Source organism: Chromobacterium sp. ASV23, assembly GCF_016428945.1.
GTDB lineage: Bacteria > Pseudomonadota > Gammaproteobacteria > Burkholderiales > Chromobacteriaceae > Chromobacterium > Chromobacterium sinusclupearum.
Genome location: NZ_JAELTR010000011.1, coordinates 22,147 through 36,831, shown reverse-complemented (window position 1 = coordinate 36,831; position 14,685 = coordinate 22,147). Strand labels below are relative to the sequence as shown.

The 14,685-nt window shown below is 64.8% G+C and carries 16 protein-coding genes; 6 read left to right on the top strand and 10 right to left on the bottom strand.

Annotated features, from left to right (window positions below; translation table 11 throughout):
- The first annotated feature begins 22 nt into the window (after positions 1–22).
- Positions 23–508: a ribonuclease E activity regulator RraA gene (gene rraA / locus JHD59_RS07075; protein ID WP_199153727.1), complete on the top strand. Its 486-nt coding sequence runs from the start codon at positions 23–25 to the stop codon at positions 506–508.
- Here rraA and JHD59_RS07070 read toward each other — a convergent pair.
- The 10 genes from JHD59_RS07070 to JHD59_RS07025 all read right to left on the bottom strand — a co-directional run bounded on the left by JHD59_RS07070 (position 505) and on the right by JHD59_RS07025 (position 9,774).
- Entirely contained in the window at positions 505–852 is a 348-nt protein-coding gene (locus JHD59_RS07070; RefSeq protein WP_233163930.1) for a GFA family protein, read from the bottom strand. The two genes, rraA and JHD59_RS07070, sit on opposite strands and share 4 nt — an antisense overlap.
- 272 nt (positions 853–1,124) lie before the next feature.
- The gene (locus JHD59_RS07065) at positions 1,125–1,841 is read right to left on the bottom strand and encodes a tetratricopeptide repeat protein (RefSeq protein ID WP_199153726.1); all 717 of its coding nucleotides are present in this window, start codon (positions 1,839–1,841) and stop codon (positions 1,125–1,127) included.
- A 41-nt stretch (positions 1,842–1,882) separates the two neighbouring features.
- The gene (locus JHD59_RS07060; protein ID WP_199153725.1) at positions 1,883–3,877 is read right to left on the bottom strand and encodes a bifunctional 2',3'-cyclic-nucleotide 2'-phosphodiesterase/3'-nucleotidase; all 1,995 of its coding nucleotides are present in this window, start codon (positions 3,875–3,877) and stop codon (positions 1,883–1,885) included.
- Positions 3,878–4,113: 236 nt separating this feature from the next.
- Entirely contained in the window at positions 4,114–4,494 is a 381-nt protein-coding gene (gene panD, locus JHD59_RS07055; RefSeq protein WP_199153724.1) for an aspartate 1-decarboxylase, read from the bottom strand.
- A 25-nt stretch (positions 4,495–4,519) separates the two neighbouring features.
- The gene (gene panC / locus JHD59_RS07050; RefSeq protein ID WP_103321035.1) at positions 4,520–5,353 is read right to left on the bottom strand and encodes a pantoate--beta-alanine ligase; all 834 of its coding nucleotides are present in this window, start codon (positions 5,351–5,353) and stop codon (positions 4,520–4,522) included.
- A 19-nt stretch (positions 5,354–5,372) separates the two neighbouring features.
- Positions 5,373–6,161: a 3-methyl-2-oxobutanoate hydroxymethyltransferase gene (gene panB / locus JHD59_RS07045; RefSeq protein WP_103321036.1), complete on the bottom strand. Its 789-nt coding sequence runs from the start codon at positions 6,159–6,161 to the stop codon at positions 5,373–5,375.
- A gap of 49 nt (positions 6,162–6,210) precedes the next feature.
- Entirely contained in the window at positions 6,211–6,846 is a 636-nt protein-coding gene (locus tag JHD59_RS07040) for a deoxynucleoside kinase (protein ID WP_103321037.1), read from the bottom strand.
- Between the two features lie 23 nt (positions 6,847–6,869).
- The gene (gene folK / locus JHD59_RS07035) at positions 6,870–7,358 is read right to left on the bottom strand and encodes a 2-amino-4-hydroxy-6-hydroxymethyldihydropteridine diphosphokinase (protein WP_199153723.1); all 489 of its coding nucleotides are present in this window, start codon (positions 7,356–7,358) and stop codon (positions 6,870–6,872) included.
- The gene (gene pcnB, locus JHD59_RS07030; RefSeq protein WP_199153722.1) at positions 7,355–8,722 is read right to left on the bottom strand and encodes a polynucleotide adenylyltransferase PcnB; all 1,368 of its coding nucleotides are present in this window, start codon (positions 8,720–8,722) and stop codon (positions 7,355–7,357) included. Before pcnB ends, folK begins: the two co-directional genes overlap by 4 nt.
- Before the next feature lie 146 nt (positions 8,723–8,868).
- On the bottom strand, positions 8,869–9,774 hold the full coding sequence (locus JHD59_RS07025; protein WP_233163929.1) for a LysR family transcriptional regulator: 906 nt from the start codon (positions 9,772–9,774) through the stop codon (positions 8,869–8,871).
- A 109-nt stretch (positions 9,775–9,883) separates the two neighbouring features.
- Here JHD59_RS07025 and JHD59_RS07020 point away from each other — a divergent pair, with 109 nt between their 5' ends.
- The 5 genes from JHD59_RS07020 (at position 9,884) to JHD59_RS07000 (ending at position 14,667) form a co-directional block, all read left to right on the top strand.
- Entirely contained in the window at positions 9,884–10,897 is a 1,014-nt protein-coding gene (locus tag JHD59_RS07020) for a zinc-binding alcohol dehydrogenase family protein (protein ID WP_199153721.1), read from the top strand.
- Between the two features lie 29 nt (positions 10,898–10,926).
- A complete protein-coding gene (locus JHD59_RS07015; protein WP_103321041.1) occupies positions 10,927–11,223 on the top strand; it encodes an antibiotic biosynthesis monooxygenase in 297 nt (98 codons plus the stop codon).
- Positions 11,220–12,182, top strand: a complete 963-nt coding sequence (locus tag JHD59_RS07010; protein ID WP_199153720.1) for an alpha/beta hydrolase — start codon at positions 11,220–11,222, stop codon at positions 12,180–12,182. Before JHD59_RS07015 ends, JHD59_RS07010 begins: the two co-directional genes overlap by 4 nt.
- Complete coding sequence (locus JHD59_RS07005; protein ID WP_233163928.1) at positions 12,179–12,943, top strand: glycine betaine ABC transporter substrate-binding protein; 765 nt, start codon at positions 12,179–12,181, stop codon at positions 12,941–12,943. Before JHD59_RS07010 ends, JHD59_RS07005 begins: the two co-directional genes overlap by 4 nt.
- 209 nt (positions 12,944–13,152) lie before the next feature.
- Positions 13,153–14,667, top strand: a complete 1,515-nt coding sequence (locus JHD59_RS07000; RefSeq protein ID WP_368671541.1) for an efflux transporter outer membrane subunit — start codon at positions 13,153–13,155, stop codon at positions 14,665–14,667.
- Positions 14,668–14,685 lie beyond the last annotated feature (18 nt).

Below are 14,685 nucleotides of genomic sequence, written 5' to 3'. Positions count from 1 at the left end.
CGCCATCCCCCGGGAGCATTTTATGGATTTCGCCACTACCGATCTTTGCGACGCATTCGACGCGGAAATCCGCGTGCTGGACCCGATTTTCCAATCCTATGGCGGCCATGCCCGCTTTCACGGCCGGATCGTCACGCTGAAGCTGTTCGAGGACAACAGCCTGGTGCGCGCCACGCTGGGCGAAGATGGGCGCGGCAAAGTGCTGGTGGTCGATGGCGGCGGCTCTCGCCGCTGCGCGCTGCTGGGAGACCAGCTAGGGGAGCTGGCGGTGAAAAATGGCTGGGCCGGACTGGTGATAGACGGCTGCGTCCGCGACAGCGCGGCGCTGGGCAAGCTGCCGCTGGGGGTGAAGGCGCTGGCGACGCACCCGCGCAAATCGGTGAAGCTGGAAAGCGGTCAGAAGGATCTACCGATACGCGTGGCAGGCTGCGAACTACATCCAGGCGAGTGGCTGTACGCCGACGAGGACGGCGTGATCGTCAGCCCGCGGGAACTGACTACTGGCTAGCCGCCGCTGCGCTGATGCACCGGCAAGGAGCTTTGCGCGCTGGCGGTGCCCCACTCCACCCGCTGCTCCCACCAGGTATGATGCTCCGGCACCAGGGCCTCCGGGCTGTCCAGCGACGCGGCCGTGACGTCGATCTCTTCCGGATCGGACTCGTGAAAATAAGTCAGCGTGGAGCCGCAGTGCGGGCAGAAGCCCCGCGACACCGCCGCGGAGGAATGGTATTGTACCGGTTTTTCGCCGCGCCACTCCAGTTCGTGCACCCGCACCGTGAACCAGGTGACAAAGGCGGCGCCGCTGGCGCGGCGGCAGCTGCGGCAATGGCAATGCGTCACATGGTAGGGCATGCCGCGTAATCGGTATCTGACCGCACCGCACAAACAGCCTCCGGTCAATCCCACCACCATGTCGCCTCCCTCTTCCCGCGCTCATCCGTTTCGATTGCGCCGGCCAGCGGCCGGCCTAGAGCCTATCGGCTTCTCCTGCCGGCGCCGGCGGAAAAGGATCGATAAGAGAACCTTACGCTTTCACTATGCCGCAGCCATGCTGCAAGTGCAAAAAAATTGCGCCGCCCAACTGCCGGGACGGCGCATTGCAGCCTAGACGCGTCACATTTTCGTCAAAAAACCTCAGACTCAAAGTCATGAATGGCATGCGCGGCCAGGTTGAACATCTCCGAAGCCTTGATTTCGTCGCGCGGCAAACCCAGATCGCCAGCCTGATAGGCCATGGCCAGGGTTTGCAGCGCGGCGGGCATTTCCAGCTTTGCGGAGCGCTCGTACCAGTCTAGCGCCCGCTTGGCGTCGGCCTGGACACCTATCCCCTCCTGATAGGCGATGCCGAGCTGGAACATCGCCTCGGCGCTGCCGTGGGCGGCGGCCTGCTCGAACCATTGCTTCGCCGCCATCACGTCGCCCGCATCCTTGGCGCGCAGCCCCAGGACGCAGGCGGCGTCCGCCTGCTGCCTTTCCGCCGCGACGTGCAGCCAATGATTGGACAGGGCGCGGCTAGGCTTCACGCCCAAGCCTTTGGCGTACAGTTTAGCCAGCCGGAACGCCGCCAAGCCATCGCCCCACTCCGCGGCGCGCTGAAACCACGGCGCGGCCCGAGACCAGGCTTGCGGCGTGCCGCTCGCGGCATACGCCTCGGCCAGACTGCGCGCCGCAGCCGGGTCATGCTGGCGTGCCCAATCGTTGAGCCGGGTCCAGGCGGCGCCGTCGCTGGCGTATATCGCCTGCTGCTTGGCGGCATCCAGCTCCGCCTGGCCAGGGCGTCCGGCGCACCCGCACAGCGCCAGGCAGAACCCCGCCAGCGCGATCCATATGATTTTCTGCATATGCGTGACGGGGACGGCGCAAGCCGCCCCCTCTCCCTGCCTTACTTGCTCAGGTCCAGCAGATAATCGCCGGTGCCGTCGCCGTTGTCGCTGCCGCCGCTCAAGCCTTTCAGACCGGCCAGTTGCGCCAGCGGCAGTTGGCCCGCGATGCTCTTGAAACGCACCGGCGCCGCCGTGCTGACCTTGACGAAGCTCCACGGCTGGGTCGAGCCATACTGGGCGCGCGTCAGATTGCCATTGGCCTTGATGTAGGCGATCAACACATCGCGGTTGGCATCCGGCGCCTGGATGATGGTCTTGGTGCCGTCAATGCCGGGGAAATTGCCGCCGCCGCTGGCGCGGTAGTTGTTGGTGGCCACCACGAACTGCTGGGCAGGATCGACCGGCGCGCCGTTATAACTCAGCCCGACGATGCGGCTGCCCACCGGCTTAGTGACGTCGATCTGATACTGCACGCCGCACATGACGTCAAAATTGAATACCTGGTAGTTGGGGTTGATCAGGTCCTGCGTGGCAGCCGCCGTCGGATCGATGGTGTTGAACATCTGCGCCGATCGCTCCAGCCAGTTCTTCAGGTCTGCGCCCGTCACTTTCACCGCCTGCACCGTGTTCGGATACAGATACAGATCGGCCGCGTTATTGATGGCGATCGATCCCTGCTTCACATCGGTAAAGTCGCTGGAGCCATTGCGTCCGGCCTTGAACGGCGCCGACACCGACAACACCGGCAGCGAGGCGTATTGCGGCAGGTTGGTCTTGATGTACTTGGTCACATAATCCTGCTGCGCCATGTTGACGACTTGAATCGCGCTGACATCCCCCAGCAGGGCGAAGTAGGTATTCATTTCGAAATCGGTGCTGCCGACCGGCGTCTTGACGTAGTTGATGGTGCCTTGATGCTCGGCGGCGACCAGTTGTCCCACATTCGGATCGGCCGGCACATATGTTCCATCGGCATTCTTGATCGAACGGGTTTCCACCGCGCTCTTGTCGTTTTGCACCACCCATTTGCCGCCGGTGAACTTCAGCGTCAGGTGGATCAAGCCCAGACGATTGCCCCAGTTGCCGCCCATCACGGTGGGCACGCCGTTGACCAGACCCTTGGTATTGTCCACGCCCTGCATATTGTTGAACTGGGAGCTGGCGGAACCGGGATTGGGGAAGATATCGTGCGAGTGGCCGATCAGCAGCGCGTCGATGCCGGTCTTGGTCAAGTGCCAGCTGCCGTTTTCCATGGTCGGGCTGTAGCTGGACGGGTCTAGGCCGCCGTGCGACAGCGCCACCACCAGATCGGCCCCTTGCTGGCGCATTTGCGGGATGTAGGTATTGGCGGTTTCCAACAAGCCAGCGGTAATGACCTTGCCCTGCAGGTTCTTCTTGTCCCAATCCATGATGGTGGGCGGCGTGAAGCCGATCACGCCGATACTCAACGGCACCTGGATGCTGGAACCATCCGGCGCCGTGCCGGTAAAGGTCCGTTTCAACAACGTATACGGCTGGAAAATCGGCTTGGCGTCGGCCAGATTATTCACATTCGCCAGCACTTGTGGATAAGACGGGGCGCCGCATCCGGCAGGCTTGCCGATATCGGCCATGCGAAAATCGGTATTGGTTACCTGAGACAAAAATGGCAGGCCGTAATTGAATTCATGGTTGCCGATGGTGCCGGCATCATACTTCAGGTAATTCATCACCTTATGCACGGCCAGCGTGTCGGCGCACTTCACTGGATTCACGGCTGCCTGATAATCGCCCAGCGCGGTGCCTTGAATCAGGTCGCCGTCGTCCAGCAGCAGGTTATTTGGATATTGGGCACGTGCCTGTTGAATCAGCGTGGCCGCGCGCTCCAGGCCAAATGAGGGATTCGCGGCCAGCTTGTAATAATCATAGCTGAGCAAATTCTGATGAATATCAGTCGTTTCCAGCAAAGTCACATCGACCTTGCTGCCCTCTGCCGGCTGATTGTTGGGCGTGCTGGAACAGCCAGCCAATGCTGCCAGCGCAATCGCTGACAGCGCAAGATGCTTCATCGTCATCACAGTGCCTTTCTTTATTATGCGGCATAAAGCGCCGTCGGCATTTTATTCTCGTTCAAGCGTTTGAAATATAATACAAAATGAATTTTGCATTACCAAAAGGTTAAATCGTGAAAAATACCAAATCGCACTGTGCGATTGACTGACAATTACTGCCGCTTCCCGTGATCGGCGAAGCTATATCAAAAAAATGCCGCCAATTGGGCGGCATGTATTCGATATAAACGGCTGCGTATTTAAGCCGGCTGCGTCGGCGTCGCGCCTTTAATTTCAGTGAGCTGGTTATTGCCGTCGACAAACACCAGCTTAGGCGAATGGTTTTTCAGCTCGGCGTCTTCGTATAGCGCGAAGGAGGCGATGATCAGCAGATCGCCCGGCGCGGCGCGGCGAGCGGCCGAGCCATTAACCGAGATCACGCCGGAGCCGCGCTCCGCCTTGATCGCGTAGGTGGCGAAACGCTCGCCGTTGGTGACGTTCCAGATCTGCACTTCTTCGTATTCGAGAATGTCCGCCGCTTCCAGCAGGTTCTCATCAATGGCGCAGGAGCCGATGTAATGCAGCTCGGCATGCGTGGTGGTCACCCGATGAAGCTTGGACTTGAGCATATTGCGTTGCATGACAGCTTTCTTTCTTGTTCCGGATTTAACGGAACACTTCGATATTGTCGATCAGACGGGTCTTGCCCAGGCGCGCGGCGGCCAACACCACCAGGCGCTTCTCGCCAGCATGGGCGATTTCCAGCGTGTCGGCCTGGCGCACTTCCACATAATCCACTACCCAGCCGGCGGCGCTCAGATCGTCGCGGGCAGTCTTTTCCAGCGCGGCGTAGTCATGGCTGCCGGCCAGCAGTCCGTCGCGGATGGCGCACAGATTGCGATACAGACGCGGCGCTTCGGCGCGCTCGTCGGCGGACAGATAGCCGTTGCGCGAGGACAAGGCCAGGCCGTCGTCGGCGCGGCCGGTATCGACCGGCACGATGGCGATCGGCGAGTTCAGATCGTCCACCATGGCCTGGATCACATGCAGCTGCTGGTAGTCCTTCTTGCCGAAACAGGCAACGTCCGGCTGCACGATATTGAACAGCTTGGTCACCACCGTGGCCACGCCGCGGAAGTGCCCCGGGCGGAAAGCGCCGCACAGCTCGTTCTGGATATGCGGCGGCTCCACGTTGAAATCCTGCTTGACCCGCGGATACAGTTCGCGCTCGTCCGGGAAGAACAGCGCGTCCACGCCGGCGGCGCGCAGTTTTTCGCAATCGGATTCAAAGGTGCGCGGATACGCGTCGAAGTCTTCGCCCTGGCCGAACTGCAGCCGGTTGACGAAGATGCTGACCACGACTTTGTCGGCTTGCTCGCGCGCGGCCTTGACCAGTTTCAAATGCCCTTCGTGCAGATTGCCCATGGTGGGCACAAACGCCAGCTTGCCGGCCTGTTTGCGCCAGGCGCGCATGTCGGCCACGCTACGGATGATTTCCATCGCTTATTGTCTCCCGGGCTCAGTAGGTATGCTCAGCGGACGGGAAGGTCTTGTCCTTCACCGCCTTGATATAGGCCTGGACAGCGCCCTGGATGCTGCCCGCCTCCTCCATGAAGTTCTTGACGAACTTCGCCTTCTTGCCCGGATACACGCCCAGCATGTCGTGCAGCACCAGCACCTGGCCCGACGTATCCACGCCGGCGCCGATGCCGATGGTCGGCACATTGACGGTTTCGGTGATTTCCTTGGCCAGCGCAGCCGGTACGCACTCCATCACGATCAGGCTGGCGCCGGCCTCGGCCAGCGCCTTGGCGTCGTTGAGGACACGTTGGCCATCATCGCCGCGCCCCTGCACGCGGTAGCCGCCGAAGGCGTTGACGAACTGCGGGGTCAGGCCGATATGCGAGCACACCGGCACGCCGCGCTCCACCAGGAAGCGGGTGGTTTCGGCCATGTAAGCGCCGCCCTCCAGCTTCACCATATGCGCGCCGGCCTGCAGCAGGCGCGCCGCGTGGGCGAAGGCTTGCTGCGGACTTTGCTGATAGGCGCCGAAAGTCATGTCGCCCAGGATCAGCGCGTTCTTGGCGCCGCGCGCCACGCAGCGGATGTGATAGGCCATCTCGTCCTCGCTGACCGGCAGCGTGGAATCGATGCCCTGCATCACCGGGCCCAGCGAGTCGCCAACCAGCAGGATTTCCACGCCGGCCTCGTCCAGCAGGCTGGCGAAGCTGGCGTCGTAGCAGGTCAGCATGGTGATTTTCTGGCCTTCAGCCGCCAGCTTGTGCAAGGTATTGACGGTTATTTTCATTTCTCGACTTCCTCGTGTTCCATCGCGGCGCCGCGCGGGACGAACCCGGTCAGACGCTCTTGTTGAAATAACTGCGCTGGCCGCGCATTTCTGCAATGCAGCGGATCAATAACTCGAAGTCCTCGTCGCCGTCCACCAGATTCAAATGATCGGTGTTGACGATCAGCAGCGGCGCGGCCTCGTACTGATGGAAAAATTCGTTATAACCGGCGTGGACGCGCTTGAGGTAGCCCTCGGGGAAGTTCACCTCGTAGTCGATGGCGCGCGCCGCCACGCGCTGCAGCAGCGTCTCCTCGGACGCCTGCAGATAAATCACCAGATCCGGCACCGGATATTCCGGCAGCGCCAGCCTGGCCAGGCGGCGATATAGCGCCAGCTCATGCTCGTCCAGGTTCATCCGCGCGAACAGATCATCCTTCTCGAACAGGAAGTCCGATACCAGCGGCGCGGCCATCAGTTCGCCCTGCAACATGTCGCGCGCGATGTCGGCGCGCTGCGTCAGGAAGCTCAATTGGGTGGACAGCGCATGCGCCGGCATATTGCGGTAGAAACGCGGCAGAAACGGATTGGCGGCAGGATCTTCCGCCTTCAGTTGCACGCCCCAGTAGGCGGACAGCCGCTTGGCCAGCGAGGACTTGCCCGAGCCTATCGGCCCCTCCACCACCACATATCGCAGTTGACTCATGTTTTTCCTGTTCTTGAGCGGGTTCAGCCGGCCTCGTCCAGCTTTTCGATGCCATCGCCGCTCAGCGCGGCGGCCAGCTCGGAAACGTCGCCCACGCCGGGCAGAATCTCGCCGGGAGCGATCTCAGCCAAAGGCACCATCACGAAGGCGCGGTCGCGCATGCGCGGATGCGGCAGCGTCAGGGCTTCATCGGCGCAAACCATGCCATGGTAATACAATAGGTCAAGGTCTAGCACCCTGGGCGCATTGCGAAAGCTGCGCTGGCGGCCGAAGCGCTGTTCGATGGCGAACAGCGCCTCCAGCAAATCCGCCGCAGACAGCTGGGTATCCAGCGCCGCCACGGCATTGATGAAATCGGGTTGGTCGGCGTAGCCGACCGGCGCGGTGCGGTACAGAGAAGAGTGGCGCAGCAACGCGCTGCCGGGCAAATGGCCAAGGGCCGCAAGCGCGGCCCTCACCTGCTGGTCCGGCTGCTCCAGGTTGCTGCCCAGAGCGACATAGGCCAGCGTCACTCAGGGCTCCCCTCGCTGGCGCCCTCGCTGCGCCGGCGGCTGCCGCTGCGGCGACGGCGGCGCTTCTTGGCCGGCTCGTCGCCGCCGCCGCTTTCCCTGGCCTCGGCGATCAGCCGTTCGCACTCTGCGCCGTCCGCGCGCTGGAAGCGCTCCCACCACTCCACCAGCGCGTGCGGCACTTCGCCGGCCTCGCTGCGCAGGGCCAGGAAGTCATAGGCGGCGCGGAAGCGCGGCTGTTCCAGGAAGCGATAAGGCCGGCTGCCGGTGCGGCTGTCGAAACGCGCCTGCAGCGTCCAGATTTCGCGCATGGTGACGCTGAAACGGCGCGGGATGGCAAAGTCGTTGTCCTGTTCCGCCTCGATGTCGGCGATGGCGGACATCAGCGCCGGCAAGCTCTTCTCGCCTGCGGCCATGCGCTTTTGCCAGCCCTGGTTCACCTGGCGCCACAGCAAGGTAGCGAGCAGGAAGCCGACGGAAATCGGTTTGTCGGCGCGCAGCCGCGCGTCGGTGCTGTCCAGGCTCAGGCGCAGGAAAGGATCGTCGCCGGCCTTGTCGTCCATCACCGCGTCCAGCAGCGGGAACACGCCGCGCGCCAGGCCTTCCTCGCGCAGCTTCTTCAAGCAGGCATAGGCGTGGCCGGACATCAGGAGCTTCAGCAGTTCGTCGAACAGACGAGCCGGCGGCTCCTTCTTCAGCAGATGGGCGTGGGCGCGGATGGGCTTTTTGGTGGCGTCGTCGATCTCGAAGCCGAGCTTGGCGGCCAGACGCACCGCGCGCAGCATGCGCACCGGATCTTCCTGATAGCGGCGCGCCGGCTGGCCTATCATCACCAGTTTCTTGGCGTGCAAGTCCTTGACGCCGTTGTGGTAGTCGATGACGGTTTCGTCGGACGGGTCATAGAACAGCGCGTTGACGGTGAAGTCGCGGCGGTGCGCGTCTTCTTCCTGGCTGCCGAAACTGTTGTCGGCCATGATGCGGCCGGTTTCATTGGTGTCGTCGACGCTGCCGCCGCGGAAGGTGGTCACCTCTATGGTTTCCGGCCCCATCATCACGTGGACGATGCGGAAGCGGCGGCCGATGATGCGGGAGCGGCGGAACAGGTGGTGCACCTGCTCCGGCGTGGCATTGGTCGCCACGTCGAAATCCTTGGGCGACACGCCCAGCATCAGGTCGCGCACCGCGCCGCCCACCACGTAGGCGGCAAAACCGGCCTCTTGCAGGCGGCTGGTCACGCGCAGGGCGGCGGAACTCAACTGGTCGCGGCGAACGCCGTGCTGCGGCAGCGGATACACGCGGAGCTTGCCGCGGCGCTTGGCCATGCCGGCCGGCAATTCCAGAACTTTTCGGATTAGCTTGCGGATCATGTGGAAGATTGTGACTTGGAATACTGGATTCGCAAGAATTAGGATTCAAGGCCGCGATTATAGCCCGAATCTTTACGGAAAATACACATCGCCCCCTCCCCCTCTCGCAACTTGTTCCGGAACCGACTGTCCCGACCGTCTTTTCATTATGGTTCAGCCAGATAGCCGGCCAGGCAAGTTTGCAAGTGCTCGCGCAGCGCCACCACCGCCGGCGACAGCATCAAGCGGTGCGGCGTCACCAGATACAGCGGGGCCGGCTCCGTGAGACAATCCGGCAACAAGGCCTGCAAGGCGCCCGAACGCAAGTCCGCCAGCACGTCCAATCTGGACTTGTAAGCGATGCCGCGCCCCGCCGCCGCCCAGCGCCGCACGATCTCGCCGTCGTCGCTCATCCAACGCCCGCTCACCGCCACCGTCTGCCGCTCGCCGTCGCGCTCGAAACTCCAGCGCTCGTGCACCGCCTCGCCCAGCACCAGGCGCAGACACTGGTGTCCGCGCAAATCCTGCGGCGCATGCGGCGCGCCGTGCCGGGCCAGGTAGTCCGGCGACGCGCACAACACGCGGCGGTTGTCCGGCGCCAGCGGCAGGGCCACCAGGCTGGAGTCATCCGGCACGCCGTAACGCACCGCCACATCCACTGGCTGGCGGTACAGATCCGCCACCCGGTCGCTGACGCGCAGCTGCAGGCTGAGGCCCGGATGCCGCGCCAGAAAATCATCCAGCCACGGCCGCAGCAGATTGCGTCCCAGGTCGGACGGCATGGACAGGGACAGGCTGCCGGCCAGCGCCTGCCTGTCCTGCGCCAATGCCAAGCTGCCGGCCTGCACCGCATCCAGCGCGGCGCGGGCGTGAATCAGGTAACGCTCGCCGGCCAGCGTCAGCCTCAGGCTGCGGGTGGAGCGGGCCAACAGTTGCGCCCCGACTTCCGCCTCCAGCCGTTTCAGCGCGGCGCTGGCCACGGCCGGGCTCAGGTCCAGCTGGCGCGCCGCCGCCGACAAGCTGCCTTGGTCCGCCGCGCGGATGAAGACCTGCAAATCGTCCAATCTGATCATTTTATCAATTTAATTTTGAAACTGATTCCAATAATAGCTGGATTTTCTCTAAATCAAATAGCAATACCATGCAGGCACTGATTCACGCCACAGCCACAAAGGAAATGCCATGAAAGCCATCGCCTATTACCAGAACCTGCCGATCGACCACGCCGAAGCCTTGCTGGATGTCGAACTGCCCGAACCCATCATCGGCGAACACGACCTGCTGGTCGAAGTGAAAGCCATCTCGGTCAACCCGGTGGATGTGAAAGTCCGCGCCAATATGGCGCCGGCAGCCGGCCAGCCCCGCGTGCTGGGCTGGGACGCCGCCGGCGTGGTGCTCGCCGTCGGCAGCCAGGTCAGCCTGTTCCAGCCGGGCGACCGCGTCTGGTACGCCGGCGCCTTGCAGCGCCCCGGCGCCAACAGCGAGCTGCATGCGGTGGACGAGCGCATCGTCGGCAAGATGCCGGATAGCCTGGACTTCGAAACCGCCGCCGCCCTGCCGCTGACCGCCATCACCGCCTGGGAGCTGTTGTTCGACCGCCTGCAAGTGCTGGCCAACAACCAGCCCTCCGGCAAGAAGCTGCTGATCGTCGGCGCCGCCGGCGGCGTCGGCTCCATCCTGGTCCAACTGGCGCGCCAACTGACCGGCCTCACCGTGATCGGCACCGCCTCGCGCCCGGAAACCCAGGCCTGGGTCAAGGAGCTGGGCGCGCACCATGTCATCGACCACCGCCAGCCGCTGAGCCAGGAACTGAAGCGCATCGGCATCGAGCACGTCGATTACGTGGCCAGCCTGAACCAAACCGAGCAGCACTTCGCCGAGATCGTCGAATCGCTGGCGCCGCAGGGCAAGCTCGCGCTGATCGACGATCCCGCCGCGCTGGACGTCCGCGCGCTAAAGGCGAAGAGCCTCTCGCTGCACTGGGAGTTCATGTACACCCGCTCGATGTTCGCCACCGACGACCAAATCGCCCAGCACACGCTGCTTACCGAACTGGCCCGCCTGGTGGACGCCGGCATCGTGAAAAGCACCGTGGCCGAACGCTTCGGTGCCATCAATGCCGCCAACCTGAAACGCGCCCACGCCCTGCTGGAAAGCAACACCGCCAAGGGCAAGATCGTGCTGTCGGGCTTCTGAGCCCGGCCGCCAATCAAGAAGAACGCGAAATGATCGTCGAAATCGTCCGCCTGCGCGTCAAGCCGGGTCAATTGCAAGACTTCGAAACCGCCTGGCGCGCCGCATCCAGCCGTTATCTGCTGGGCAAGCCAGGTTATCAGGGCCACAAGCTGGGCCGCCAGTTGCAGACTGACCGCGATTACCTGCTGGCCGTGGAATGGGACAGCCTGGACGCGCACCGCGCCTTCATGGCTCATGCCGACTTCCAACCGTTTGCCCAGAGCTTCTGGCATCACTTCGACGGCGAGCCGGAACTGATTCACTTCCAGCCCGATTCCGCGCTATGAGCCTGCCGCCCGACCCGCTGATGCAAGCCTTCCTGGCGCGCGCCCGCGCCGCCGGAACGCTGGACATCGAACCGGACTCGCTGGAACGGGCGCGGGCGGCGGCCGAGAGCCTGCGCCGCTGGCAAGCGGCGCCGGAAGCCGTGGACGCGGTCGAGACGCTGGCCATCCCGACTGCCGATGGCGCGACATTGACGGCCAGGCTGTATCGCCCGGCAAACAGCGGCGCAGGCCCGCTGCCGCTGGCGGTATTCGCCCACGGCGGCGGCTGGACGCGCGGCACGCTCGACCTGTACGACGCGCCGGCCCGCGCACTGGCCAATGCCGGCCGCTGCCTGCTATTGGTACCGGCCTACCGGCTGGCGCCGGAGCATCGCTTCCCCACGCCGCTGCTGGACGTCGTCGCAGCCGCAGAATGGGCGACCGCCCATGCCGACGCGCTGGGCGCCGACCCGGCCCGCCTGGCGCTGGCCGGGGACAGCGCCGGCGGCAATCTCGCCGCGGCGGCCTGCCTATGGCTGCGCGACCACGGCGGCCCGGCCATACGCCGCCAATTGCTGATCTACCCGGCCACCGATTGCCGTTTCGACACCGAATCCTACGCGCGCTACGCCGACGGTTATCTGCTGACCCGCGACGCCATGCGCGCTTGCTGGCGCATGTATCTGCCGGACGATGACTCCGCCGCCTCGCCTTACGCCTCGCCGCTGCGCGGCAAGCTGCGCGGATTGCCGGCCGCCGCCATCATCGTGGCCGGATTGGATCCGCTGCGCGACGATGGCTTGAACTACGCCGCCGCGCTCGCCGCTGCCGGCGTGCCTGCCGAAACCATTCTGCTGCCGAACCTGCCTCACGCCAGCCTGCACCTTGACGGCGCGGTGCCCGCCGCACGCGCGGTAATCGATCACGCCGGCCAGGCGCTGCGGCAGGCTCTGACCCTTTCCGACCAGGAACCATCATGACCGTCCACTTAACCCTGATCACGATAGACCTATCCTTCCACGCCGCCAGCGCCGGCGTGGTGGCCGCCGTCTTGCAAAAACACGGCGTCACCGTCAGCGAATGGCGCGTGCCGCATGAGCGCGCCTTCGAGCTGCTGGCCAGCGGCCAGGGCGACCTGCTGTGCAGCGCTTGGCTGCCCGGCAGCCACGGCGCCTACCTGGCGCCCATCGAGCCGCAAGTGGAAAAACTGACCGTGCTGTATACCCCATACGCCCTATGGGGCGTGCCCGACTACGTGCCGCCAGAGGCCGTCGCCACGCTGGCGGACCTGCGAAAACCCGAAGTCGCGGCGCGCATGGTCAAGACCATCCAGGGCATCAATCCCGGCGCCGGCATCAGCCGCTTCTCGCTGGAGATCATGGCGCGCTACCAGCTGGAACAGGCCGGCTACGCCTTCCGGCATGGCAGCCTGGACGACTGCGTCGCCGCCTTCGAACAGGCGGTCGCCCGCCGCGACTGGGCAGTGGTGCCGCTGTGGCAGCCGCAATACCTGCATTGGTCCCACCGCATCCGCGAACTGGCCGACCCGGAAGGCTTGCTGCGCGGCCGCGATGAAGCCACGCTGTTGATCCGCAAGGACGCGCTGGCCAGGCTGCCGGAAGCCGCGGCGTCTGAGCTACGCGGCCTGCGGCTGGGCAACCAAGCGCTGACCTACCTGGATCATCTGGTCGCGCGCCAAGGGCTCGATCCTCTCGCGGCGGCCAGCCGGCTGCCGGCCTGACTCCTGCCAGGCTGGCCGCGACAGCGGTATTCACAAAACGACATTTCGATATCCCTACCCTCAACCCAGTAGACATGCGGCGCAAATCCATAGAGCATAGCAACTTCATCCCCTGACCCGCCCCGCGCACCGCTGCAGGGGAAGACATTCAGGAAGCCGACGCCGGGCCCGCCCGGCGGGTCGGCTTTCCGCACATCCAGGAGCATGCCGTGCATTCCAAACCGCATCCAAGCCGCAGCCGCCCGCCGCTGCGGCAAGTCGCCGTCGGGCTGGCCGTGGCGCTGGCCCTGGCAGGCTGCGCCGTCGGGCCGGATTTCAAGACGCCCGTCCTGCCCAAAGCCGCAGACGCGCCGTACACCGAAACGCCATTGCAATCCGAAACCGTCAGCGCGCATGGCGACCGCGTCGGCCCATCCGGCGTCGGCCAGCGGCTGATCAATGGCCAGGACCTGCCGGCCGAGTGGTGGAAGCTGTTCCGCTCCGAACCGCTGGACCAACTGATCCGCGCCGCGCTGGAGCACAACCCGACGCTGGACGCCGCCCAGGCCGCGCTGCGCCAGGCGCAGGAAAACTACAACGCCGCGGCCGGCACCACCTACTATCCGAGCGCCAACCTGCAACTGGGCGGCGGCCGCCAGCGCGCCATCCTCAGCGGATCGACGCCCAACGAATTCAACGTCTACAGCGGCACCATCGGCGTGTCCTACACGCTGGACCTGTTCGGCGGCGAACGCCGCCAGCTGGAAAGCCTGATGGCGGCCGCGGACTACCAACGCTTCCAGACCGAGGCGGCCTACCAGACGCTGATCGGCAACGTGGTCACCACCGCGGTGCAGGAAGCGGCGCTGCGCGGCCAACTGGAAGCCACCCGCGAGCTGCTGAAGGCGCAGGAGACGCAGCTGCGCATTGCCGAGAAACAAGTCGAGCTGGGCGCCCAGCCGCGCGCGGTTGCGCTGACCCAGGGCACGCTGGTGGCGCAGACCCGCGCCCAATTGCCGCCGCTGGAAAAGGCGCTGGCGCAAACCCGCCACCAGCTGGCCGTGCTGGCCGGACGCTTCCCCGGCGAGGGCGGCCTGCCGGAATTCCATCTCGAATCGCTGCAGTTGCCGGACGCATTGCCGGTGTCGTTGCCGTCGGCGCTGGCGCGCCAGCGGCCGGACATCCGCGCCAGCGAAGCCCTGCTGCACCAGGCTTCCGCGCAAGTCGGCGTCGCCACCGCCAACCAGTATCCGCAGATCACGCTGAACGGCAGCTACGGCACCCAGCACACGGTGCTGCCCACGATGGACATCGGCAACACGCTGTGGGGCGTCACCGCCGGCCTGACCCAGCCGCTGTTCAACGGCGGCGCGCTCAGCGCCAAGCGCCGCGCCGCCGAGGCGGCCTACCAGCAGGCCGAGGCGCAATACCGCGCCACGGTCCTGAAGGCCTTCCAGAATGTGGCCGACAGCCTGCGCGCCATCGATGCCGACGCCTTGGCGCTGAGGGCGCAGGCCGACGCCGAAGCCAAGGCGCGCGAATCGCTGGACGTGAACACCCGGCAATACAAGCTGGGCGGCATCAGCTACCTGGCGCTGCTGGATGCGCAACGCAGCTATCAGCAGGCGCGCATCGGCCTGATCCAGGCGCAGGCGGCGCGTTACTCCGACACCGCCGCGCTGTTCCTGGCGCTGGGCGGCGGCTGGTGGAACCACCCGGCGGCCACAGACCAGACAGGCGGCTGAGCAGCAAGACAAGGCTCG

Bases quoted from the DNA above. Each gene is read 5' to 3' on its own strand.
- JHD59_RS07020 (WP_199153721.1), top strand. From the start codon at position 9,884: ATGAAAGCCATCGCCTATTACCAGAACCTGCCGATCGACCACGCCGAA.
- panB (WP_103321036.1), bottom strand. From the start codon at position 6,161: ATGAAAATAACCGTCAATACCTTGCACAAGCTGGCGGCTGAAGGCCAG.
- JHD59_RS07065 (WP_199153726.1), bottom strand. From the start codon at position 1,841: ATGCAGAAAATCATATGGATCGCGCTGGCGGGGTTCTGCCTGGCGCTG.
- JHD59_RS07060 (WP_199153725.1), bottom strand. From the start codon at position 3,877: ATGACGATGAAGCATCTTGCGCTGTCAGCGATTGCGCTGGCAGCATTG.
- JHD59_RS07015 (WP_103321041.1), top strand. From the start codon at position 10,927: ATGATCGTCGAAATCGTCCGCCTGCGCGTCAAGCCGGGTCAATTGCAA.
- rraA (WP_199153727.1), top strand. From the start codon at position 23: ATGGATTTCGCCACTACCGATCTTTGCGACGCATTCGACGCGGAAATC.
- pcnB (WP_199153722.1), bottom strand. From the start codon at position 8,722: ATGATCCGCAAGCTAATCCGAAAAGTTCTGGAATTGCCGGCCGGCATG.
- JHD59_RS07010 (WP_199153720.1), top strand. From the start codon at position 11,220: ATGAGCCTGCCGCCCGACCCGCTGATGCAAGCCTTCCTGGCGCGCGCC.
- JHD59_RS07040 (WP_103321037.1), bottom strand. From the start codon at position 6,846: ATGAGTCAACTGCGATATGTGGTGGTGGAGGGGCCGATAGGCTCGGGC.
- panD (WP_199153724.1), bottom strand. From the start codon at position 4,494: ATGCAACGCAATATGCTCAAGTCCAAGCTTCATCGGGTGACCACCACG.
- JHD59_RS07025 (WP_233163929.1), bottom strand. From the start codon at position 9,774: ATGATCAGATTGGACGATTTGCAGGTCTTCATCCGCGCGGCGGACCAA.
- JHD59_RS07005 (WP_233163928.1), top strand. From the start codon at position 12,179: ATGACCGTCCACTTAACCCTGATCACGATAGACCTATCCTTCCACGCC.
- JHD59_RS07070 (WP_233163930.1), bottom strand. From the start codon at position 852: ATGCCCTACCATGTGACGCATTGCCATTGCCGCAGCTGCCGCCGCGCC.
- panC (WP_103321035.1), bottom strand. From the start codon at position 5,353: ATGGAAATCATCCGTAGCGTGGCCGACATGCGCGCCTGGCGCAAACAG.